This window comes from Verrucomicrobiota bacterium (assembly GCA_039192515.1).
GTDB lineage: Bacteria > Verrucomicrobiota > Verrucomicrobiia > Methylacidiphilales > JBCCWR01 > JBCCWR01.
This window is the reverse complement of the sequence record JBCCXA010000025.1, coordinates 26,536-49,686: the sequence shown is the minus strand read 5'-3', so window position 1 is coordinate 49,686 and position 23,151 is coordinate 26,536. Positions and strand designations below refer to the sequence as shown.

Genomic DNA, 23,151 nt, shown 5'->3' with positions numbered 1-23,151 from the left:
GCATTTACTAATTAAGTTTAAACATACTGACAGTGGTGAAAGAAGTTTCTGCAGTCCTCATTAGTCAAAGAATCAAAACAGTCTGAAACTGCAATGATAAGATCATCCCATGTTCTTTTAGCTTCTTTGCGTCATAGAGCTTTAAATTTAGCAAAGGCCATTTCAATTGGATTAAGATCGGGGCTATAAGCCGGAAGATACACAAGTTCTCCACCCACAGCTTCTATTGCCTCCCTAGCACCTTTGACTTTATGGGCAGGCAGGTTATCACAGATAACGATATCACCCTCTTTTAAAGTGGGGCAAAGGTGTTGTTCGATGTAGCCCACAAACATTTTACCATCCATTGCTCCATCGATAAGTAATGGCGCAGTCATAGCGTTATATCTTAGAGCTGCCAGAAATGTAGAGCTATTCCAGTGACCATGAGCAACTTGATCATGACACCGCTCTGTTCTCAGAGCTCTTCCATAGAGACGGCTCATTTTAGTGTTTACTCCAGTCTCATCCAAGAAAACTAGTTTCCGGGGATTCCATAGGAGCTGGTCCCATCTCCATTGCTTACGCCTTGCTTCTATATCAGCACGTCCACGTTCGCTGGCCCGAAACGTTTTTTTTAAAGCTGTAGCCCATGTTAATGAGGTGATAGTGCAATGTGGCCAAACTAATGCTTAGCTCACATTGCTCTAAGAGTTTCTCTTGCATCTCTTCCAAAGTTATTCCTGGAGACTCTTTGATCCATTCTATGAGCTTGTTTTTGTAGGGTTGAAGTTTACTTTGAAGGTGGCCTCCATGTTGTTTGTAGTAAACTTCTCCTTTTTCATTATATCTTTTCCAGTAACCACAGACCGTTGTGCGGTTTACTCCAAATGTCATTGCGGCTCGGGTTTGACTCATCCCACCCATCAAGGCCTGTATAATTTTCTCTCTTAGATCTCTACTATAAGCTTTCATTTTTAAGCTTATATATCTCATTACGGAAAATGTACAGATTGTTGTTACTTAATTGAAAATTGCTCTAGTATAAGCTCAAGGATCCCAAATCCCGGAATGATTTGATTGAGATTGTTTTGGTCGCGGTTAAGGAATACAAGTGGCGTATTTTCTAATAGATTGGCAAATGTTCCTGATCGAACCTGTCCGTTATCCGAACTGACCAATCAAAACTTCTAGAAACCTGTGCCTAGTCCTGATGATACACTGATTCAGTCTTGATATCTGGAAATCAATACCCAGCAGAAAAATTATGAATACTTAGGCTCCCTGGGCACCTGGGGGTATGACGAACGTAAAGGTCAAATTTTAATTTAATTACGCCCCAAATACTAGTTTAGGTGGCCATGATAAAATATTTAACTAGACAATAAAGAAAGGGTTGAAGCTTAGGTTATCTCTAAAAGATTATCAATTGATAGCATTCTTGGGTATCTGAGGCACTCTAACCTTTATTAATAAACTTAATAGGCGAACCCTGCTGCCTTTGCATTTCTAGATGCTCCTCATCAGTGCACCCTCGATCTGTCGGAACGTCAGCTTGGGCATCAACCGGTTTTACAATTCCTTTTTCGAGCATGTAAGCTTCCACTTCTTCACCACTCACATCTGCTAAGATATGACCGTCAATTTCCACACAAGGTGACAATTCCTGGCCAGTTTTTTGAATCATTTCCATACGCTGTTCGGGACTGCCTATGATGTCTCGATCCTCAAACTCAAACTCATACTTTTTCATAATGGCTCTTACACCGTTACTCCATCCGCACCAAGGCTTAAGATAACAAATAATTTTTGGCTGACTCATATTATGTATATATTAACGCGCTTTTAGAAAAAAGCTAGCTTCGGATTGTTACTCTAAGATTTCAGTTACATAACGACGGACTGTTTTATAATCCGGCGCAGACAAAAACCTATGAATTTTAACATTCGAAAGTTTTCCATCCGCATAAATAGACTCAGAGAGAACATAGACACCCTTTAAATCGGGATTCTGCTGCCTGAGGATTGAAGCTTCTTCAGCTGGTGCGGGTGTAAAATCAAGCTTCCTGCTGATGTTGGTTGGACTATCTTTCAGTAGAAACCTCCAAACGGGGTCTAGCTTACCAACTGTATAATCGAAATACTCCTGTGAAGAAATCTTTCTACCCCCTGACAGTGGAATGAGTTCTCTTTCAAAGCTAGCCATGACATTTAGTCTGGAATCTTTACCCTCATTCTTTAAAGTTCTAAGACGCGCAATAAGTCTTTCAGCTTCGTCATGATTTCCTTTTCCTTGGTGCGACTTAATTCCAGCAATAAGACCTTCGGAATTCCTAGGCTCTAACTTTAAAAATGGATCTATGTTCTCTACAGCTTCCTCAAATTGTCCAAGCTCAACATAAGCAACCGCTGACATAAGCAATGAACCCTTAGCATTTGGATCTTCTCTAAGATTAGATTTAAAGAAAGATAAGGCATCAACGTACTTGCCCTGCTGCATAAACTGTAGGCCTTGCATAAATTGACCCCTTAGCTCCTCCTTTTTCTCCTCGCTAATGGGCTTCATGAAATCGCCTTGCGCTGCAGCTAAATTGTTAAAAGCGAAGAAACCAATTAAAGTAATAAGCACGCTAGAACGACTGCTAGCTTCCTTCCAAGTCTTGTATTGATGAATCAGTGTCAAGGTGTTTTCGTTTTGTTAGTTTTACGAGCTCCAACCCGAGCTTTCATATTAAGCCAACGATTGTAAGCATTCAAGTACGCTTGTGCACTTGCTTCTATGACATCTGTTGAAGCAGCTTTACCAGTAACCAAGTCTCCATCTTGAGTAAAATCAACCTTCAAAGTCACATCTCCGATAGCATCTTTACCCCTTGTTACAGCTCGAACTTGATAGTCTACCAAGACTCCTCGTTGACCCGTAATACGGTCAATGGTTTTCATGGCGGCATCAACAGCACCATCTCCAGTGCCAGCTTCCTTAAAAAGCTCTTTTCCTTTTTTCAAATTGACTGTAGCGGTTGGAATCATTCCGATACCCGAGCTAACCGTTAAGTACTCTAAGGTATAGGTCTCCTTAACAACCGCCATTTGGTTATCTACCAAGGCAATTAAATCCTCATCGTAGACAAATTTCTTTTTATCTCCTATTATCTTAAAATCTGCAAAAATCTTATCTATTTCTTTTTCTGAAAGCTGGAACGCCATCTGTTGAAGACGCCTCTTTAACGCATTGCGGCCACTATGCTTAGTGAGGGGCAGCTCTGTCTCACCCCAACCAATCTTCTTAGGGTCCATAATCTCATAGGTTTCGCGCTTTTTAATGATCCCATCTTGATGAATACCCGCACTATGAGCAAAAGCATTAGCTCCTACGATTGCTTTGTTACGTTGGACCAACATACCAGACATGCGTGAAACAAGTTTTGAGGTCTTGACTGTCTCCTTAAAGTTAACGTTGACCTTGTACCTTTTGTAACTATCGCGTCTTGTTTTTAGAGCCATGACCACTTCCTCTAGGGCCACATTACCTGCTCGTTCGCCAATTCCATTGATAGTACCTTCAACTTGCCTAGCCCCATTTTGGATAGCAGCTAGTGAGTTCGCAACCGCCAAACCTAAGTCGTCATGACAATGAACACTGATGATTGCATCGTCAACATTCTTTACATTATCCATCAAATACTTGATCAAAGCACCAAACTCATCTGGCACCGCATAGCCAACAGTGTCGGGAATATTTACCGTAGAAGCTCCAGCTGATATAACGGCTTCAGTAACTCTAGCTAAAAATTCAGGCTCGGTCCTAGATGCATCTTCTGGCGAAAATTCAACGTCTTTTACATATTTGCGAGCCCTCTTAACTCCTTCAACCGCAAGACGAATAATTTCATCTTGCGCCTTCTTGAATTTAAATTCGCGATGTATCTTAGAAGTCGCCAAAAAAACGTGGATACGACCCCGCTCTTTAGCAGGCTTAATAGCTAAGCCAGCTGCATCGATATCCTTATTCACGCAGCGGGCTAAGCCGGCAATTATAGGGCCCTTAATCTCTGTTGCTATCTGCTGAACGGATTCAAAATCACCATCACTGATAACGGGAAAGCCAGCTTCAATCACATCCACATTCCACCTGGCAAGCTGATGAGCAATTTCCATTTTCTGTCTGGGGTTCATACTTGCCCCAGGGCACTGCTCACCATCTCTTAATGTGGTGTCAAAGATGCGTATATTATCCATTGTAAAGATTTCTTAGTAGTCAGCTTGCGATCCTTTAAGATTCTTCTTGCTCATCCACGTCATCATAGAGCGCAACTTGGTGCCCACTTTTTCGATTGGATGCTTTGCTCCGGCTTTCATCAAAGCGTTATAGTTTTTACGACCTGACTTGTGCTCCTCTATCCATTCATTAGCAAACTGACCCTTTTGAATTTCCTTCAAAATCTTTTTCATACTCTTCTTCGTCTGACTAGTTACCACGCGAGGACCTCTCGTCACGTCACCATATTTGGCTGTCTCAGAGATTGAAAAACGCATCCCGCTAATCCCAGACTCATTGATCATATCGACAATCAATTTCAATTCATGAAGCACTTCAAAGTAGGCCATTTCGGGCTGATAACCCGCTTCTATTAAAGTTTCGTAACCCGCTTGAATTAATGCAGAAGTTCCTCCACACAGAACAGCTTGTTCACCAAATAAGTCAGTTTCCGTTTCCTCTTGGAAAGTGGTTTGAAAAACACCTGCACGAGTCCCTCCAATACCTTTTGCCCAAGCTAATGCAATTTTCTTCGCTTTGCGTGTTGCGTCCTGGTGAATCGCAATCAAGGTAGGAACTCCACGACCCATTTCATATTGGCTGCGAACAGTATGACCAGGTCCTTTAGGTGCCACCATAACCACATTCACATCTACGGGCGGGACAATCGTCTTATATAAAATAGCGAAACCGTGTGAGAATAACAGAGTCTTACCTTTGCTCAAGTTGGGCTCGATATCCTTGGTATAGACATCAGCTTGCAACATATCTGGCACAGCAATAAATATAACATCAGCTTTTTTCACTGCTTCTGCAGTTTCGTAAACTTTGAACCCTTTCTTCTTGGCTACTGCTGCTGACTTGCTTTTAGCATAGAGCCCAATGATCACATGAACGCCGCTTTCTTTTAAATTGAGCGCGTGCGCATGCCCCTGCGAACCAAAGCCGACTACTGCCATGGTCTTTCCTTTGAAGATGCTTAGATCAGCATCTTTTTCCTTATAGATTTTTGCTGCCATTTTCTTTCTTTCTAACTTTATTTACTGATAGTTAACTTGATAAATCCATTAGCTCCGTTCCAGGACAACTTGACCTGTTCGGACTAGATCAATAATCCCAAAATTAGACATCAAAGAGATAAATTTGGTGATCTTTCCTCCATTGCCTGTCATTTCTAAGGTCAATGATTCCGGCTGCACATCATCGATCTTTGCTCTAAAGATGTCACTGATCTGGATAACTTCAGAGCGCGTCTTACTGCTTACTTTGACCTTGCACAAGATCAACTCTCTATCCAAAAACTCACCATCCTTGTAGTCCTCTACGCGAATTACATCTACGAGGCGATTCAGTTGCTTGAGCACCTGATCCAATACTTGGTCATCCCCCACTACAACAATTGTCATGCGAGAATACTTGTCATCATGTGTTGGGCCAACATTAAGCGTATCAATGTTAAATCCGCGTCCACTAAATAGTCCTGTAATTCTGGTGAGGACTCCAAACTTATTTTCCACTAAAACTGATATTGTATGTCTCATTAAAAACCTGTCTTTCACTCATAAAAACAAAAAACCCATCCGCAGCTCTCTAGATGTCGGATGGGAACTCATTGACTTAGCAAGAGGTGACCCATCCTCGTCAGACGACGAGGAATAATTCCACCTTCACTTGCACATCAATATTCATGAATGAAACAGATTATCCAACACTCAAGGACAGTCAAACAAAAATATGGTAGTGTCCTCATTTCAATTACCCTTATTTCTTTAGCTCCGAAACAAAAAATACTCTCAAAGCAGTGGCCAGAGATTCAACAGGGGGAACATTTAGGACAGTGGCAACTCGTTTTTCTCCCTTATCATCAAATTCCCATACATAGATTTCAGATGCTTTCGCATTTCCATCTAGGTCAGATACGATTATATCACCATCCCGAAACTGTTCACCCTGAAAGGACTCATGAACACGCACCTTTTCGCTAAAAGAGCAGCGACAGGATTCATTATGTCCTATGGCTTTTTCTAATGCTTTAATATCCATAGCTATTTCAATGGTGATCATTACCTTCTTCCAGAGCACAACAGAGACTCTGTCAAGGTAACCAGCACCATACTCATGACACCCATTTGAAGGTTGAAGAAGACCGAAGCGTAGCGGAGGGTGACTTCAACCTTCAGAATCCCTTAACCCTTATAAGGTGTATCATTTTTAAATGATTGCTAGTGGGTCAAATCTACATGATTTTTACCGGGCTGTATTTGCCTTGCGCTCTAAAATCCGTAACAGAGTAAGTCTTTACAATCTGGCCGTAATCGACTTCAGAACTAAAGCTTGCTTCTATGGCATCGCCATAAGTTCGAAGTGAATCAGAACTTATTTGCATGCGATTCTTAACTCGACTAGCTAGATCATAGAGAAATGACTTGGCGTGGTATGTGTCACGCTTTCCAATAAAATAACTTAGAACAATTATATTTCCCCCGTTTAAGAGCTATGTAAGCTTAAGAGAGAACTGGTTGCAACTGCTTCGCCGCATTAAAAAAGACTTGAGATACCCGATTTTTTTGATCCTTCAGAACTATTGGCATACCTGAATCCCCGGCCTCCCGGGAAGGAATATCGATCGGCACCTGGGCTAGCAAAGGCACTTTGAGTCTTGCAGCTTCTGCTTTACCCCCGCCTTCTCCAAAAATGTAATATTCTTTATGATCACTTGGGCACAGAAAATAGCTCATATTCTCAATCATACCCAACACCCTCACATTCACCTTTTCGAACATCTTCACCGCTTTGCGCGCATCGATCAATGCCACCTCTTGAGGTGTCGAGACTACCACAGCTCCTGTTAGAGCTACTGTCTGGACAATAGTGAGTTGTATATCTCCAGTCCCGGGGGGCAAATCTAAAACCAAAATATCGAGTTGCCCCCATTCCACACTATTTAAAAACTGCTGGGTATATCGAGTGACCATTGGGCCTCGCAGAATCACAGGCGAATCATCTTCCACTAAGAACCCCATACTCATCAGGCGAATGCCATTTTTTACCACCGGGTTGATCTTGTCTTCTCCTGCCATAGTTGGGCGCTCATCAGCGCCAAACATCAGTCCCATGCTGGGACCATACATATCACAATCACAGAGCCCCACCTTTAGACCAAGAGTGTGAAAAGCCGCAGTAAGATTGGCTGCTACCGTGGACTTCCCTACTCCACCTTTTCCACTGCCAACTGCAATGATATGCTTTACACCTTCTATTCTATTTTTTTCAGCCTGCCCAGTTTGGGCAGCGACTTTAACAGGTGCCTGAACATTTGCATGCACTAATACCTCAGAAACCCCTTCTAATTTGCCTACTGCTTGCTTAACTCCTTCATCCAAGCTTCTGACTACAGCATCATCAGATGTCGTAACCTTGAGAGTCAAAGCAACCTGTTCCCCTGTAATTTTAACATCCTTTACTAAACCAAAGGAAATAATATCTCTGCTAAAGCCTGGATACTTGACGTCCTTCAAGGCTCCCATCACTTGTTCTTCCGTTACCATAAATTTTAGATCTTAAAGACTCCATAGGCTTTCGCTAGACAAATCACACGAATTTTTGATTTATTCAGAAGTAGTTGAGTAAAACATGCTTGAAGGCTGAAATTAAATACTGCATCCGAAACTAACAAAAATACAGGCCTTAGCTAAAACTGCAGCCTACTTGCTTATCTGACTAGTTTCTATTTTTACCACACTTAAAGATGCTAAAATAAATAGCGCCCATAATAACAATGGAAAAAGTCATGAGCGTACCTTTCAAATCGTACTTAATACCAGAGATAACTAGAAAAATACAGGATGCACAAAAGATGAAGGGTATAAAAGGATACAGCCACACTCGATATGGTCTGTCTGCCTTTTTGTCCTTCCAGCGAAATATGAATACGCTCAAACCTACCAATAAATAATAAAACCAAACAACAGCCGTCGTATAAACAAGCACCTTTTCGAAGGAGCCGGCTACTACAACAAATAAAGTGCTGAATACCCCTTGAACAATTAGAGCATTGACAGGGCTGTTTCGCTTTTCATTCCAGACTCCCAGTTTTGAAAAATGATGAAAGTCACCTCCTAGAGCATGAGAAATTCTCGCACCAGCTAAGATTAAGGCATTCAGTGAGCTCAAACAGCATAAAGCAATAACCCCTCCTACAATCACCTGGCCACCGACTGGCATCAATGCAGCCGCAGGAGCATCTGCACTCATCAAACACTGAAAGCCTAACGTCTGAATGTAAGAAAAATTAACAAGAAGATATAAGATAAGAACCAACGTTAAGCCGATTACAAGCGATCGTAATATTTTTTTCTCGGTTGAATAATTTCACCTGCTACAACGGCCAGCTCGCTCCATCCGCCATAACAAAATAAAACCAAAATCAGTGCTAACCCATAATTGAACTCAGGCGGTTTGATTTCAACAATATCCCTTTCCCCACTACCGATAACGCTTATGATCGCTATTCCAACCAAAAGCAAATAAGAAATGCTAGAAAAGAAGCGTTGAATTCCGCTGCCCCAAACAGCCTTACCTGTATTGAGTAGAGTTAGTATCAATATAGCAATTCCACAGATTACAATATCTGGTATTCCCTGAAGCCATTGCGGATAGAACACTTTGAAATAAGATGCAAATGGAAAAGATACCGCTGCAATAGACCCGGGGCGGATGAGTACTAGTTGCGCAAACCCGTAAGAAAACCTCAAAGTCGGACCATAAGCCTTGGTTAAAAAATAGTAGTCTCCACCATTATATGGATAGGTACTTGCTAACTCTGCATAGCATAATACACCAGCTAAGCTTAAAAGCGCACCAACTATCCATATGCTATAAAAAATAAATTCACTTCCAGAATTAGCTGCGACTATGGGAGAAACCTGAAAAATACCAATACCAAGCACAAGTCCTACTACCAGACTCAGCCCATCAAAAGTTGATAAATGCTTCTGGATCGACACATTCACCAAACTAATCAGAATCTAGAGAACTTATGGCCTTAATCTTAACAGCGACCTGCATGCCATCGCCTTTGGTATAACCTATGTAATCATACTCAACCTTATATTTTTCAACGAACTCCTGAAAAGCCCTAAACTCACCGTTATGCTTCCAATTAGGGAAATTGAAATACTCATCAAACTGAATGATTGTTCCAGGAGTCATTCTATCCGCCAAAAGATCAAGGACTGTTTTTGTTGATGAATATAGATCTGCATCGATGTGTAAAAACAAAATCGGACCTCTATATTTATTGATCCATGTAGGTAAAAATTCGCTAAACCAACCCTTGTGAAGAATGACATTATCTCGAACCCTAGGAAGCCCATTCATTTTAAACGCCACTTTTTGTACAGTAGATGTCCAGCTCTCTGGCAGCCCCTCAAAAGAATCAAACCCATTTATTTCCTTATCTATTCGGGCGGCGATAAAATTGATAGTTCCACCCGTATAAACGCCAAACTCACATAGTAGCCCCTCTTGAGTTACCTCAATGGCATCAATTGATTTCTCTTAATAACTGCAGTTTTCTTTCACCGATGAATTTCTTTTTCTGCTACTGGTTTTCTGATGCCAGCTACAAGCACGAAAACAGCTGCAAAGACTAAACCTCCAACTTCTCGTGTTCGCTCATCATCAATAGAAAAGTTGTCTATCTTAAAACTAATAGCGACCGCAATACAGAGACTGATGAAAGCAAAAATAAATGACAGCCATTTGATTGGGAGACTGAAGAAACCCAAAAGTAGAATAATGATAGCACTGGCATAGATAAGAACCCAAAGCCAAGTATCTACATCGTTAAACTGCACCCAGATGAAATAACAGAGAAAGATAGAAAAAATTAAATTAATATGTCGCGTCATCTTTAACTTTCTATCAATTCTTTTACAATAGCATAAACTTCTGTGGAAACTAGATAGTCTTTTCCTACTTGAGAGAACTCATTCTGGCTAATGAATAAAGGAAAATCACTCTTCTGTTGTGGAATAGCTCCGTGCGAACCCTTAACTAAAGACGCATCAAGTGGAACAATGTTCAGCAATCCACGCATCCCCAATGTTCTTCTCAGTAAGAAGTAAGCAACTTTAAGTTTCGGTAGCCCTATGCTGGGATTTATGAATAACTCGGCAGGGTCGTAACCAATTTTTCGATGGATATCAATGGCCCTAGCAAAATCTGGAGCAAATTGGTCGTTCTCCCAGTAATAATAAGTAAACCAAGCATAGCTCTTTGCCACAGCAATTAAATCTCCACTCCGCTTATGATTCATCCCGCAATCCGCAATTTCTTGGCTATCAAGAACTATCTCTATATCCTCATGCTCTAGTAAGCATGCGCGAACCTTATCCTTAATCTCAGAATTGTTGATATAGACATGTGCAATCTGATGATCCGTTAGGGCAAAAGTTTGGCTAGCCCCTTTATCCAAATATTCAAGATCCAAATCCTTCTTCAGTGCTAGCCATCCTTGCTCACGAAATAGCCGATTCAAATGAATTGGCTTATTGACTGAAACGATGCCATACTCTGATAAGAGAATTACTTGCACCGAATTTTTTTCAAAGAAGGTGATAAGCTCCCCGATGACCTGATCAATTTCACCCAAATCTTTGTTTATATCTGAATAACTTGGTCCTAAGCGTTGAAGATTATAATCTAAATGGGGTAGATAGATCAAACTTAGATGAGGAGAATATTTCTCCTCTATCCATTGTGAAGCTTGAGCAATCCATCTAGAAGATTTAATGTCAGCGAATGGCCCCCAAAAATTCATAAAAGGGAAATCACCTAGTTCCTTTTGTATCTCAAAACGAATTGGCGCAGGAGAAGTATAGATATCAAATACTTTTCCTCCGTCAGCCAAATAAATGGGACGTGGAGTAATCGAGTAGTCAGCTGAAGAATACATATTAAACCACCAAAAGAGTTTGGCACAGGTGAAATCGGGATGAGTCTCTCGTAACTCCTCCCACAATTTTTTGTGAGTAACTAAATGATTAGACTGGTTCCAGAAAAAATGCTCAGCATAGTCACGATCATACCAACCATTAGCAACTATGCCATGCTCATTGGGTCGAACGCCTGTAAGATAATCAGCTTGAGCAGTGCATGTGACAGCTGGGAATGCTGGCTTAATGATGGTGTGGAAGCCCTTCTCTAAAAAATTCCTGATATGAGGAGTGTGACTTCCAATGAGTGCTGAGGAAAGTCCTACTACATTAAGAATAGCTGTTCTTTTCATTTGCATAGAGTGTTCTGGGTCCAATTTTTCAAAAACTCCACAGAACTTACGATCTTTTCTGAGATCATTTGATGCGTTTCATAAGACTTTCCTAAATCATCCAGTAGAGTAATCGTCAGCTCCCCTCCAATGTGCTCTTGAAATTCCAATAAACCCTCTAGCAATTCTCCTTGCCCCAATTCTTCACAAAACAAGGGGAACCCAAGCTTAGACAACAAGGACAAAACCCTATTGAGCTTTCCCTCATTAAGATTTCCTAGAAGATGCCCGTAGATCGTGTCTAGAGCAATGCCGATTGCTACTGCATCGCCGTGACTCATTTCAAAGTCTGACATTTGCTCAAGTTTATGTGCTGACCAATGCCCAAAGTCCAAAGGCCTCGCAGAACCTGTTTCAAAAGGATCGCCATTACCTGTAATGTGTCGAATATGCAGCTCTGCGCTTCTTTGTATGAGATAAGCTATCGCTTTACCTTCAAAAGACTTAAGTTCATGAAGATTGTCTTCGATCCATTCAAAAAATTTAATGTCTTTGATGAGAGCAACTTTTATAGCTTCCGAAAGTCCTCCACGAGCATCTTTTTGTGGTAAAGTTTTGAGAAAATCAAGATCGTTAATAATAGCGTAGGGAGGAGCAAAGCTTCCAATAAAGTTTTTCTTATGGTTAAAATTGATGCCGTTTTTGACACCTACCCCTCCATCACCCTGGCTTAAACTGGTGGTAGGCATACGGAGGTGTCTTACCCCCCTATGAGCAGTCGCTGCAGCATAACCTACGAGATCAAGCAAAGCCCCCCCTCCTAATGCAATTACATAGGAATGTCGGCATAATCTAGCATCTTCAATTTTATGATATAGCAGCTTTAGATATTTATCATCGTTTTTCAGCAACTCACCGCCTGGCATAAGAATGAGATCTCTCAACTCCAATAAATCAGCGTTACTCTCCATATATGAATGGATAGACTGGAGTAGTTCAGAGCTTGCCCGTGCGACCTTTTCATCTACTGCAATAAGCACTTTACTTTTTTGATCAGCTTCACAAATCAAGTCTTGTAGAAGACTATTCTTGGCATTAAAGCTGTCTCTAGTGAAATACAACCGATGTTCATAAGTAACCGTAAATTTCTCACTAAAAAAGGCATCTATCATCTTACACTATCCTATTAATTGGCAGGAATCTTTCTTTGCGCCAATAAGCTAAGCAAAAAAAGCCCTATGAATATACTCCCAAAAGTTATCTCGATGCCTACAGACCACGATACTTTCAAAAAATCTAGCAAAATAATACCTGCAAGTAGCCCTTCTACAATTGTTCCCACAGAAATAGGCCTAGTCACAAAAAGAAAATATCCAGCACCCAATAGTAGAGCCACTAAAGAAATTATGCTCATCCCACTGATTTGCAAATCAGCAGTCAAAAAGACCAAAGTAATTGAAACTAAAATGAAACCAACGGAGACTATCTTTAAAACAGGTTGTGCATTAGAACTTCTTGCAACTCCAGAGAGACCAACAATATACAAAAACATCCCCAACCCTGCCCAAAAAATCTTCACTGAAACTTCAGCGCTAAAAATGCTTGCTGTCATGGGATAAATAAGGAATCGACACCCACCCATTGCCAAAATAGCCAAAGGAGTTTTTTTATGTATCCAGTTATAAATACAAACCATTGCAACCAATAGCGCCAGCCATGTCACACTAGTGTGTTCAAATAGAATCATAGTGATCAGAATAGCGCCAACCATCCAGAGCAAGCCAAGTACAAGCACCATAAGCTTATTGATTTTACCTGATGGGATAGGCCGTTCAGAACAATGTATTTCATCAAAATCTGCATCAAGATAATCGTTAAGATACATACCACCGATGTAAACGAGACTGATGATTAGAGCTATAAAAAAGAGATCTCTGGAAATAATTTGCTCACACAAAAACCAAGCACAGAGAATATTTGACCAAACTGTGGGAAGATTGGATATACGTCCAAGTATCAACAATGTGTGTAGCAACTTCATTTTTGATGACACGAGACCTAAACACAAAATTTATAGTTTCAATTTCTCCAAACACCATTGATATTCAGCAACCAGTTGTTCGACAACATCTGCACTTTTCATCTCTTGAGGTAATACTTCCCATGTATATGTTTCAAATTCCAGGTGCGAACACAGAGAGACGTTCTCTTTCAAAAGATATATCACTTTTAGTAAATGATCTGATGTATTTTTTAGAATTGGGTGATCTGGTGTATGCAAAGGAATGTGAAAATGGATCCGCCATTCTTCATGATTACTATATTCCTCTGGAGATAATAATAACGCTTCATCTAAATCAAAATATCGAGTAAGGCCACCTTCATTGTCTCTAGCTATTACCTGGTGTAAATAAACTTCATCTAGAAAATTTTGTAAATGTGCGATTGATTCCTGGTTTGGTCGCAATTTCAACGCAGAACTTAGGTGAATCTTGCTTAGACGAATTTGCTCATTATGTAGAGTTTCTATAGCCTGATTTGCATCCTCATACTCAATTGCCATATGGCACGTATCATAATTTACCCCTACCCGAAACCAAAGCTCCTCAGGTAATTGCTGACGCAGTCGTTCGAAAAATTGCTTGGTTTCATCAACCGTTTCTATCCATCCCAAAGGCTCAGGTTCTAAACCTAGATGTAAATCCGAGCCTTTGGAAATTTTGTCTATGTATTGAGCACAAGTGCTGATCTGACGATAGATCGCTTCTTCTTGTTCGCTTCTACGGATAAAAGATTTAAATGAACCAGGAACTGTGCTGACACTACCGCTCAATCCACTAGGCAATAACTCGACGAGAATATCAAACAAAGTTTTGGTGTACTCCAAACGTTCGTGGGTTGTCCAATCAGGTACATAGACCTTTTCTTTTACGCGTGAACCGTGAAAATTTCCATATGGGAAACCGTTTATTGTAAAGACATAACAACGATTCTTCTCCAACCACTTTTGAAAATTTAGCAACTCCTTGCCGTCACTTAGTTGGAATGCAGCTTGTGCGCTCAAGCGAAGGCCAATTGCATACCACTCATCTTGTGAACATACACGCTCTCTGACAGCGAGTGTGTATTTATCTAAGTTATTTAAGGTTTCTTCCCAGTCTTCGCCTCGGTGGATATTGGTGCAATAGGCCAGATGTTGTGTAGTAGCTAATCTCATAGGTATCAGACATAATTACTTATCCACCTCGGATCTACAAAATTAGACGACTGGCCAAGAAACTCGCAAGGATTATGCAAAACAAGTTTTTCGATGCTATCATTACCAAATCCACGCTTACGCATTTCCATCACGGCTTTAGGAACAGCTATTGGATCACTCACTCCCCAGTCACAAGCAGAATTCATCCAAATTCGCTCTTTGCCATATTGCTCAATCATATCCACTGCACGAGGAAACGTGCACTTAGATTCAGGATACAACGTAATCCCAGCCCAAAACCCTTTATCTAAAACTAATTGAACTGTATGTTCCTCAACGTGATCGATGATCACCTGCTCAGGCTTTACCTTAGAATAACTTAGTAGACAATCTATGATCAGCTTAGTTCCCTTGAGTTTATCTTCCAGATGAGGGGTATGAACCAGTATCAACTGGTCATACTTAATTGCTATCTCGATTTGCCTTTCAAGAATTTTTAATTCGTTTTTAGAATTTTTATTGAGACCTATTTCACCAATACCGAGTACATTGGACGCACCTATAAATTCTTGCATAACTTCCAATACCTCTTTCGCCAAAACTAAATTTTCAGCTTCTTTAGGATTTAGACACAGCCAGCAATAGTGAGGCAATCCAAATTTCGCTGCGCGCTGAGGCTCATACTTCGTTAACTGACAAAAATAATCATAGAATCCTGCTGATGAGCTTCTATCAAAACCCGCCCAAAAAGCCGGTTCGCAAACAGCCAAACAACCAGCCGTAACTAAAGAAACATAATCATCAGTCGTTCTGCTAACCATGTGCGCATGAGGCTCTATGTAATTCATGAAAAGTAATTCGCTTTATTTGGATTTGCCATCACTTTCAGGGTTCCATGCACCAGCTGCGCCTTTCATCCCTGCTTGGTCAATTGGCTCTATTGTGCGATCACTGAATATCTCTAAGACTTTCTTGGTTCTTGCCCCCTTGGACTCTCCGATTATAGCTTTTAAGGCTTGTTGGAAAGCTTCAAACCTGTAGTCATTTTCGCCTTTCAGCTCTACACGGTCCATAAATGCCGCTATATCAATCAATTTTGAACGAGCATCCATGAAATAGATATCTAAGTTTTTAGTCGTAGACATAATTCTCCTTTCACCCCTTTTTCAACTATATGATAGTATATCTTAAAACATAATAAAAATGTTCAATCTAACCAAACATCTTTACATCGAGACGTAACGAATGCTTCGAGCTAAAAAACTAGACCCAGACCCGAAATGCCACCACCTTAGCTAAGGCTATTTTACTACTAAAAGATTCCCTATCGAAACCACTTTAGTCGTCATTTTTTATTATTCTGGCATTTGTGAAGAATGGTGCTCTACGATTTTCCATCGCATTCCATTCCAGCGGTATACAAAAGTAAATCTCGCCTGCACAGATTGCCCATCCTTAAACGTAAAAGTGTAAACACCCGAATGAATGGCCATTTCACCAAAAGTTCTAATATTTGATTCATCAATTTTTCCCTTAGGACCCTTAGCCAGAAATTGAACAAAGTAATCTTCAATCTCTTCGTGGTTATGACGTACTTTATTGGAGACAGTCGGAAGTAATATTCCGTTACCTTCATAAAGAGCCGAAACCTTTTTGGGATCACCAGTCTGAAGTGCCTCATTCCAATTATCAAATAATTCGATAATCTCATTCTCAACCATAATGCTTGCCTTATTTCCTCCTTATCTATTCTGAAAATGATGATTACCATCAGAACATCGAATGTCAAAGCAAGATATAAATGAGATTAGATAAATTTCATGATTTCTAACCCTGTCTTTAAACTCAGCACCTCACCAACTTGGACCATGAGCCTAATCAATAAATAAATGGCCCCAAGTTCGTTTATTCGGCAAGCCTAAAGAATACGAATTTAAATCCACATTGTTTCTTAGAAATTGATCGAGATGAGGAAAGCTTGAGAGATCGAGTATTTGGAGACGAAGAGGTGCTATCAATCAAAATGTCTCGACATAGCTCTTACGGGAAAACGAAGGAGCAACTACTAAGCTCTGCCCAACGTCGACGTTTGTAGAGTAAGAACATGAGATCTAAAAGCTAATAACAGTAAAAGTAATTGAAGGGGCCGAAGTTCCATTTCTGGAACAGTCTGCAGAAATAGACGATTTTTGTTTTAAACACCAATATAAGTGGAAAGAAAGAGACCTACCATCAAGCAAAAGTCTAAAAAATAGAAGCAGGAGGCTAGGACTCCGTTTGAGTCATCTATCATCCAAAATTTTTCAACAAATTTTTTAAAAAATTAGTGCGAAAATAATGAAGCTCATTATGTGATTGTTCGGGCTACAATCTGTAAGACCAAATAAAACCCACCTGTTACTAAGATAATCATAGGACCTGTCGGCCATTGATAGCCAAAAATCATTCCCAAGAAAACAGATAAACTACAGATTAAGCTGGCCAGTGCTGCCATATGCCAAAGCTTTTTAGTAAATAAACCCGCTGCCGCCGCAGGAATAGTAAGTAGCGCAATAACCATGACAATCCCTACAATCTGGACCATAAGGGTTACGGTGATGGAAATCAATGCCATAAGCAAAAAGTATATCCACTTAACTGAAAGACCTCTGAGCCGGGCTTCGTCTTCATCAAAACAGGTCGTTATAATTTGATTCTGAAATAAAAGAAACAATAGAAGTATAGCGACATCTAGAATTAAAACACACCACAAGTCTTGGGAAGTTACTAGCAAGATATCTCCAAACAGATAGCTCATAGGGTCTACATATTTTGGAGTAAAATGAAAAAAAAGTAAACCGGCTGCCATGCCTACTGACCATAAGCAACTGATAGCTGTATCTTCGCGAACACCTCGAAACTTTAGCCATGTTAATATCGCTGCAGCTACTAACCCCATGGCTAAAGCACCGAATAAAGTTGAGACCCAACTGATCTGGTGGACCGCTTGCAAGTACTGAGCAAAACCTATTCCTGCTAATAGGCTATGAGAAATAGCGCCCGTGGTTGTAGTCAAGCGTCGAGTTACAACAAGCACCCCAACCAAACCAAATGCCACGCTGCCTAATAAACCTACCAAAAGTGCATTTCTCAAGAAAGCTAATGATGGATCAAACAGGTCTTGAAAAAACTCAGTAATGATCATGGTCGTGCTCTGTTGGAGGTAAGTGTCGCTCGTGGATCACTCTCCTCACTTTTGTTCCTAGAATATGGGCAATCTTATTAGCTCCTGTTTCTTCAGTGGGATGAACTTCAACCGTTCCATGCACACATACCACTTCCTTAACCAATGATGTCACGAACTCAACTTCGTGAGACACCAATACACAAGTCATATCATTCTTGATAGTGTGCAGCGTTTCATAAAGCTTCTCAGCATTGAGTGGATCAATATTGGCCGTTGGTTCATCAAGAAGCACTAAGTTGGGATGATTCACCAATGCTCTAGCAATCAAGACACGTTGTCTTTGACCTCCTGAAATCTCTGCAAATGGTTGATGAATACTATCTATGAGATCGACTTTTGCTAAGGCATCTTTTGCAGCCTGCTTGTCTGCAGAACGGTACCACCCCCACTTTCTGGTGCCGGATAATCCCATTAAGACTACATCTTCAACGCTCACCGGAAAGGCTAAGTCAAAGCGTAATTGCTGAGGCACATAACCTATCTGATTTCGTTGCTTCTGCGGACTTTCTCCAAAAATAGAGATGCTTCCCTTAGAGGGCTTTAAGAGTCCTAGTAGAAGTCTAAGCAGAGTTGTTTTGCCTCCTCCATTTGGCCCCACTACACAAGTCAATTCATTAGCAGGTAAATCTAGATTCACATCTTTGAGAACCCAGTTCTGTCCATAGGAAAAAGAAACATGATCTAAACAAATCGCAGGCGCATTCATCTCATAAAAGAGATACTATTAGATACCTTTCAATCCCGAGCAACACTAAATGAAAATAGGCTATGGCTCATATCATTCTTCATCTTGTAAACTTGAGTAATACCTAAAATGTGCAATCCTCGAATCACATGTTTTTACGCCTCATCATCGGGTCTCTATGGCTAGCTCTATCCTATCAAGCACTACATGGACAGGAATGGGCAAGGGCAATTGAACCAAGGGAGTGGACGTTTCCTAGGGATCACGGAGCTCACCCTGAATTTAAAACGGAATGGTGGTATTACACGGGAAATCTGAAATGCAGTGCTTCAGACAAACATTTCGGCTATCAACTAACATTCTTTCGTCAAGGCGTTCAACCGAGCCCCAGTGTCCTAGATAGCAGCTGGTCTTTACGAGACATTTACTTTGCTCACTTCGCAATTACAGACGTGTCCGACCAAAAGTTTTATTCAGCAGAAAAAGTATCACGAGGCAATTTAGATCAAGCAGCGTATAGTCAGGAGCAAATGGATATCCGTCTGAATAATTGGCAAATTCAACAACTTGATAAAGATCAATTTAAGCTAAGGGCTAAAGAGTCGGAATTTGCTCTAGAGCTTGAAGTAAACTCGGCAAAACCTATGGTCTTGCAAGGCCAGCGAGGTCTCAGCCGTAAGACCGATATTGAAGGAGAGGCCTCCTATTATTACTCCTACACGCGTTTACTAAGCCAAGGAACCATAAGAATTGGTGATCAAAACTACGAAGTACAAGGAAACAGTTGGTTCGATCACGAATTCATGACTAACGTTCTTTCAAGCAGTATAGTCGGCTGGGACTGGTTTTCTATCCAACTCGACAGTAATCAAGAGCTAATGCTTTACCAACTGCGAAACGATCTAGGCCAAGTAAAAAAATGGTCAAAGGGCGTTTTGATTCAACCAGATGGCTCATTAATTCAGCTAGACCCTAAAAGCATTACTTTCCATGTCATAGATACATGGAAGAGCTCTCATAACGGTGCCATATACCCATCCACTTGGAAGATTGAATATTCCCCCCTTGAGCTTGAACTCTTGATTAAGCCGCAAAAAAACGATCAAGAATTTTTGGTAACTCGTTTTCAATCAATGAGTTACTGGGAAGGAACATGCCAAATTTCCGGAAAAGTCCAAGGTCAGCAAACCCAAGGTTATGGCTATACCGAACTGACCGGTTACTCTTCACCTATTCGAGGCATGAGCAAATAAAAAGATTCCCCAAAAAATCAGCATCAGCTCATTTCGTCCTTGCGCAGCATATTCTCCTCATTAATATGTTGCTTTGTAATGAAGGAAAATGATCATACGCTTAGCTGTCCGCTAATTATCCTAGGACTAATCAAGCATTCTCTGACGTTAGCGATTGTGCTCTCGAGCATGATTCTGTTCTTCAGTCACAAGCTTTTCGCTCAAAGCTCCCAATTAACTTCTGCCGAGATCACTTTTCTTAAAAATGATGTCGCTAAGGCAAATGTAGCAGATCTAGAAAAAAGAAACCCTGCAAAGGAAGAGGCATCTAAAGGCGATGTTGTTAACCGCGAAGAAGCCGTTCTTACGGGAACGAAGTCTAAAGCTGAACTTTTCTTTAATGACGGAACAGTCACTCGCCTCGGCTCACATGCAGCATTCACCTTCAAACCTCAAAGTCGCGAAATCACCATGCAAAGAGGGTCCGCTCTTTTTAATATTCCGAAAGGAAGAGGGACTACTACCATCCGTGCCGCAGGTGTCACTGCCGCCATTACCGGAACAACCGTCGTCGTTCAGATCGATCCAAGCGGAAATGTTGCTATATTTATCTATGAAGGAACATGCACCATCGGTTCTGTTAAATTGAATCAAGGAGAAGTATTTATTGTAGGTTCTGATGGCGCAGGCGGTAAAGTCGAAGAGTTCGATGTAGAGCGTGGCCTTAGCACAATCGGTTTGATTCGAGAGTTTATAGGCTCTAGTTATCAAGATAGGATTCTCAGAGAGATCAAAGTCGCACTGAATACCAATAACCCAAACATTAACCCTGAGAATCGTAATGTGATTGAGGATATTATATCCCCGCAACAACCCATCGTTGCGGAAGGTCCTCCTCAAAACAATACACCGCCTCCGCCACCTCCCGCAATAGAAGTACCTGATACCATTACTCCTGATATTGATATTAATGGGCGTTAAACTCACGTTATATACTGACTTATCGGAGTATCATTTAACTGCCCTATTATGAGATCTTGGAAACTTACTATTATTTCAATTCTATTTCTCCTAACTCTAACTGCTTTATGGAGCCAGGCTCAGGATAACACAGTTGCCCAACAGCAAGAAGACCTTCGTCAATTAGGTCAAACAGCCCTTGATGGTTCACTTACCGACCTAAATAAGGATATCCAGGAGGAAATCTATGCAGATAGTGGAATGCTTGACCTTCTGATCGTGAAGGATTTCAAGACAAGAATGTTTCTGTCGCTTTTCAACGATCTTGAATATCACAGTAATGCTAACTTTGACGACGGTGATGGTGAAGGATCTTTCGTACATGATATTGCCATTCAGTTTTACACAACCACCAACATGCCTAACGAGACCTTCACCATTGATACCCTCACCCGTGTGAATAATCTGATATACGAAGGTGTAGATGAGCAAAACCGATGGGGTGTTTTCAACCGTATCTATGGAACTTACCACCCTGAATACAAATGGATACCCGACGTCTTCTTTGGTCCAGAAGTATTTCGCTACCAGTCATGGGATACTGGAAAAAGAACAAGTGCCTCTATAGGACCTACTATAGGTGTCAGTGACTACTTTACTTTAAACAGTAAAACAAATACGGGTATCTATTATCTCTATAAATATAACGCTCGTTTTTATCAACCTGGAGAGTTTGATCACCATAGTAACCTTGTTAACATTGGTATCCGCCAATTCTTTTTCGAAAATAAGCTAATGATTGAGCCTTATTATAGTTTCTACGTTTACGACTATATGCATAGCAACCGTTTAGATTTACAGCACTATGCAGGAATCAACGTTAGTTATCGCTTCTCTGATGAATTTACAGCAAAACTCGGTTTCACATGGACGAACAACGAGTCCAGTCTTGCTGATAATGAGGCAGATTATGAGGACTACTCCGGAGGTATGACCACAAGCCTTACTTATCGCTTCTAAAATGAACCTAACTGGATTTCCAGCTTGGTGACATACTGCGTAATTTACTGACACAGGCTTCTAAACGTTCGAGAAACTCTTCTATATCTTCGCTTGTAACGTCTATTCCGAGTCCTATGAGTATAGATGATTTAGCTAGCTCATCGGTAATGCCGATAGCCTGCGCTACATGAGAGCCTTTCATGCTTCCTGTTTGGCAACCCGTGCCACTCGTTACCGCAACCTTTCTGGTATCCAGTAATAGCATCAAGGCCTCTCCCTCTATACCCTCGAAAGTAAGATTCAAATGATGCGGCAATCGATTCATCCCTGGTAAAGGCCCAAGCAAACCAACCCCTTCAATTCTATTTTTAAGCAACTCAAATAACTGAGTCTGTTTGTCTCTAAGTTCAGAAATACTAGAAAATTTCTTAATGGCCTGTTCAACCGCATAGCCTGCACCCACAATAGCTGCTACATTCTCAGTACCCGCTCTTTTGGAAAACTCTTGTCGACCCCCATGAATAAGTGATTGTAACTCTAACCCTTCTTTGACATATAAAATGCCAACTCCTTTAGGTCCATAAAAACGGTGCGGGGATAGACTAAGTAAATCGACGCCTAGTTTGGTGACATCTATCTGTTGCCAACCAAATGAAAAAGCAGCATCGCAAAAAACCTTAGCGCCACATTCATGTGCTAAAGTGCCCATCTTTGAAATATCCTGTAGTGTTCCAAGATCGAAGTTGCCTTGATGAATACTGACCAACAAAGTGTCCTCTTTTAAGGCTTGGCTAAAACTATCTAGATCGATCCCACCATGGCTATCTACTAGAACTTGCGTCACTTCAAAACCTAATTGCTCCAAGAATAAAGTGGATTGCAAAACAGCAGGGTGCTCAATATTGGAAATGACAAGATGCTTTCGCTTATCTCTTTTAAATAACTCTGAAAAAGCGAGCCCTTTGATCGCGAGGTTAGCCGCTTCACTTCCGCTGCCACAAAATAGGATCTCTTCTACTTTTGCAGCAGCTATGCCTTGCCTAACTTTTTCCCTCGACTCAACAATGGCATCAGCAGCTAATAACGCCTTGCTATGCATCCCCCCCGCATTCGCAAATTTGTAATCTAAAAAAGGCACCATTGCCTCTTTCACCACCGGATCAAGGGGTGTTGTAGCTAAATGATCAAAATAGAGATACTTCTTCATGCAACTGTTATAAACAACGGCTATATATAATAGTTTATCATCAGGATACTCATTGTGATTTATGATTCTTTCGAAGTTGGAGTTCGCAAGCTATACCATGAACCATAGTCTGTGGGAGGATAAGAAAGAAAAA

At 40.9% G+C, this 23,151-nt stretch carries 25 protein-coding genes and 1 pseudogene; 3 read left to right on the top strand and 23 right to left on the bottom strand.

Annotated features, from left to right (window positions below; all coding sequences use genetic code 11):
• Nucleotides 1-131: 131 nt before the first annotated feature.
• The 22 genes and pseudogenes from AAGA18_11535 to AAGA18_11430 all read right to left on the bottom strand — a co-directional run bounded on the left by AAGA18_11535 (nucleotide 132) and on the right by AAGA18_11430 (nucleotide 18,638).
• Nucleotides 132-578 carry an IS630 family transposase gene (locus AAGA18_11535; GenBank protein ID MEM9445968.1) on the bottom strand — a complete coding sequence of 149 codons (447 nt, stop codon included), beginning with the start codon at nucleotides 576-578 and terminating at the stop codon, nucleotides 132-134.
• A gap of 1 nt (nucleotide 579) precedes the next feature.
• Nucleotides 580-954 carry an IS630 transposase-related protein gene (locus AAGA18_11530; protein ID MEM9445967.1) on the bottom strand — a complete coding sequence of 125 codons (375 nt, stop codon included), beginning with the start codon at nucleotides 952-954 and terminating at the stop codon, nucleotides 580-582.
• A gap of 484 nt (nucleotides 955-1,438) precedes the next feature.
• On the bottom strand, nucleotides 1,439-1,801 hold the full coding sequence (locus AAGA18_11525) for a glutaredoxin (GenBank protein MEM9445966.1): 363 nt from the start codon (nucleotides 1,799-1,801) through the stop codon (nucleotides 1,439-1,441).
• Between the two features lie 48 nt (nucleotides 1,802-1,849).
• Entirely contained in the window at nucleotides 1,850-2,662 is an 813-nt protein-coding gene (locus AAGA18_11520; protein MEM9445965.1) for a tetratricopeptide repeat protein, read from the bottom strand.
• Nucleotides 2,659-4,218 (bottom strand): 2-isopropylmalate synthase, encoded by a 1,560-nt coding sequence (locus AAGA18_11515; GenBank protein ID MEM9445964.1) that lies wholly within the window; start codon nucleotides 4,216-4,218, stop codon nucleotides 2,659-2,661. The genes AAGA18_11520 and AAGA18_11515 overlap by 4 nt, the downstream gene beginning before the upstream one ends.
• A 12-nt stretch (nucleotides 4,219-4,230) precedes the next feature.
• Nucleotides 4,231-5,256, bottom strand: coding sequence for a ketol-acid reductoisomerase (gene ilvC, locus AAGA18_11510; protein ID MEM9445963.1), 1,026 nt, complete (start codon nucleotides 5,254-5,256; stop codon nucleotides 4,231-4,233).
• A gap of 48 nt (nucleotides 5,257-5,304) precedes the next feature.
• Complete coding sequence (ilvN, locus tag AAGA18_11505; GenBank protein MEM9445962.1) at nucleotides 5,305-5,778, bottom strand: acetolactate synthase small subunit; 474 nt, start codon at nucleotides 5,776-5,778, stop codon at nucleotides 5,305-5,307.
• A 220-nt stretch (nucleotides 5,779-5,998) separates the two neighbouring features.
• Nucleotides 5,999-6,301 carry a hypothetical protein gene (locus AAGA18_11500; GenBank protein ID MEM9445961.1) on the bottom strand — a complete coding sequence of 101 codons (303 nt, stop codon included), beginning with the start codon at nucleotides 6,299-6,301 and terminating at the stop codon, nucleotides 5,999-6,001.
• Nucleotides 6,302-6,473: 172 nt separating this feature from the next.
• Nucleotides 6,474-6,623, bottom strand: a complete 150-nt coding sequence (locus tag AAGA18_11495; protein MEM9445960.1) for a hypothetical protein — start codon at nucleotides 6,621-6,623, stop codon at nucleotides 6,474-6,476.
• Between the two features lie 118 nt (nucleotides 6,624-6,741).
• Nucleotides 6,742-7,785 carry an Mrp/NBP35 family ATP-binding protein gene (locus tag AAGA18_11490; protein MEM9445959.1) on the bottom strand — a complete coding sequence of 348 codons (1,044 nt, stop codon included), beginning with the start codon at nucleotides 7,783-7,785 and terminating at the stop codon, nucleotides 6,742-6,744.
• A gap of 172 nt (nucleotides 7,786-7,957) precedes the next feature.
• Nucleotides 7,958-9,186, bottom strand: a pseudogene (locus AAGA18_11485) (amino acid permease).
• 67 nt (nucleotides 9,187-9,253) lie between these two features.
• Complete coding sequence (locus tag AAGA18_11480; GenBank protein MEM9445958.1) at nucleotides 9,254-9,778, bottom strand: TylF/MycF/NovP-related O-methyltransferase; 525 nt, start codon at nucleotides 9,776-9,778, stop codon at nucleotides 9,254-9,256.
• 38 nt (nucleotides 9,779-9,816) lie between these two features.
• Nucleotides 9,817-10,149, bottom strand: coding sequence for a transmembrane 220 family protein (locus tag AAGA18_11475; protein ID MEM9445957.1), 333 nt, complete (start codon nucleotides 10,147-10,149; stop codon nucleotides 9,817-9,819).
• A 2-nt stretch (nucleotides 10,150-10,151) separates the two neighbouring features.
• Nucleotides 10,152-11,528 (bottom strand): nucleotide pyrophosphatase/phosphodiesterase family protein, encoded by a 1,377-nt coding sequence (locus AAGA18_11470; protein MEM9445956.1) that lies wholly within the window; start codon nucleotides 11,526-11,528, stop codon nucleotides 10,152-10,154.
• Nucleotides 11,525-12,679: a 3-dehydroquinate synthase gene (locus AAGA18_11465; protein ID MEM9445955.1), complete on the bottom strand. Its 1,155-nt coding sequence runs from the start codon at nucleotides 12,677-12,679 to the stop codon at nucleotides 11,525-11,527. Before AAGA18_11465 ends, AAGA18_11470 begins: the two co-directional genes overlap by 4 nt.
• A 14-nt stretch (nucleotides 12,680-12,693) precedes the next feature.
• Nucleotides 12,694-13,560, bottom strand: coding sequence for a UbiA family prenyltransferase (locus tag AAGA18_11460; protein MEM9445954.1), 867 nt, complete (start codon nucleotides 13,558-13,560; stop codon nucleotides 12,694-12,696).
• An 18-nt stretch (nucleotides 13,561-13,578) separates the two neighbouring features.
• Nucleotides 13,579-14,724: a metabolite traffic protein EboE gene (gene eboE / locus AAGA18_11455; protein MEM9445953.1), complete on the bottom strand. Its 1,146-nt coding sequence runs from the start codon at nucleotides 14,722-14,724 to the stop codon at nucleotides 13,579-13,581.
• A gap of 5 nt (nucleotides 14,725-14,729) precedes the next feature.
• Nucleotides 14,730-15,554, bottom strand: a complete 825-nt coding sequence (locus AAGA18_11450) for a TatD family hydrolase (GenBank protein MEM9445952.1) — start codon at nucleotides 15,552-15,554, stop codon at nucleotides 14,730-14,732.
• Between the two features lie 15 nt (nucleotides 15,555-15,569).
• On the bottom strand, nucleotides 15,570-15,851 hold the full coding sequence (locus tag AAGA18_11445; GenBank protein MEM9445951.1) for a hypothetical protein: 282 nt from the start codon (nucleotides 15,849-15,851) through the stop codon (nucleotides 15,570-15,572).
• A gap of 210 nt (nucleotides 15,852-16,061) precedes the next feature.
• The gene (locus AAGA18_11440; GenBank protein MEM9445950.1) at nucleotides 16,062-16,427 is read right to left on the bottom strand and encodes an SgcJ/EcaC family oxidoreductase; all 366 of its coding nucleotides are present in this window, start codon (nucleotides 16,425-16,427) and stop codon (nucleotides 16,062-16,064) included.
• A 626-nt stretch (nucleotides 16,428-17,053) separates the two neighbouring features.
• Nucleotides 17,054-17,890: a metal ABC transporter permease gene (locus AAGA18_11435; GenBank protein ID MEM9445949.1), complete on the bottom strand. Its 837-nt coding sequence runs from the start codon at nucleotides 17,888-17,890 to the stop codon at nucleotides 17,054-17,056.
• Entirely contained in the window at nucleotides 17,877-18,638 is a 762-nt protein-coding gene (locus AAGA18_11430; GenBank protein MEM9445948.1) for a metal ABC transporter ATP-binding protein, read from the bottom strand. Before AAGA18_11430 ends, AAGA18_11435 begins: the two co-directional genes overlap by 14 nt.
• Before the next feature lie 110 nt (nucleotides 18,639-18,748).
• Here AAGA18_11430 and AAGA18_11425 point away from each other — a divergent pair, with 110 nt between their 5' ends.
• From AAGA18_11425 to AAGA18_11415, 3 genes are all read left to right on the top strand, one after another.
• A complete protein-coding gene (locus AAGA18_11425) occupies nucleotides 18,749-19,870 on the top strand; it encodes a lipocalin-like domain-containing protein (GenBank protein ID MEM9445947.1) in 1,122 nt (373 codons plus the stop codon).
• A gap of 78 nt (nucleotides 19,871-19,948) precedes the next feature.
• Entirely contained in the window at nucleotides 19,949-20,830 is an 882-nt protein-coding gene (locus AAGA18_11420; protein ID MEM9445946.1) for a FecR domain-containing protein, read from the top strand.
• 48 nt (nucleotides 20,831-20,878) lie between these two features.
• Nucleotides 20,879-21,829 carry a hypothetical protein gene (locus AAGA18_11415; GenBank protein ID MEM9445945.1) on the top strand — a complete coding sequence of 317 codons (951 nt, stop codon included), beginning with the start codon at nucleotides 20,879-20,881 and terminating at the stop codon, nucleotides 21,827-21,829.
• Nucleotides 21,830-21,836: 7 nt separating this feature from the next.
• Here the strand turns inward: AAGA18_11415 and AAGA18_11410 are convergent, their stop codons facing one another.
• Nucleotides 21,837-23,018 (bottom strand): cysteine desulfurase family protein, encoded by a 1,182-nt coding sequence (locus AAGA18_11410; GenBank protein ID MEM9445944.1) that lies wholly within the window; start codon nucleotides 23,016-23,018, stop codon nucleotides 21,837-21,839.
• Between the last annotated feature and the right edge of the window lie 133 nt (nucleotides 23,019-23,151).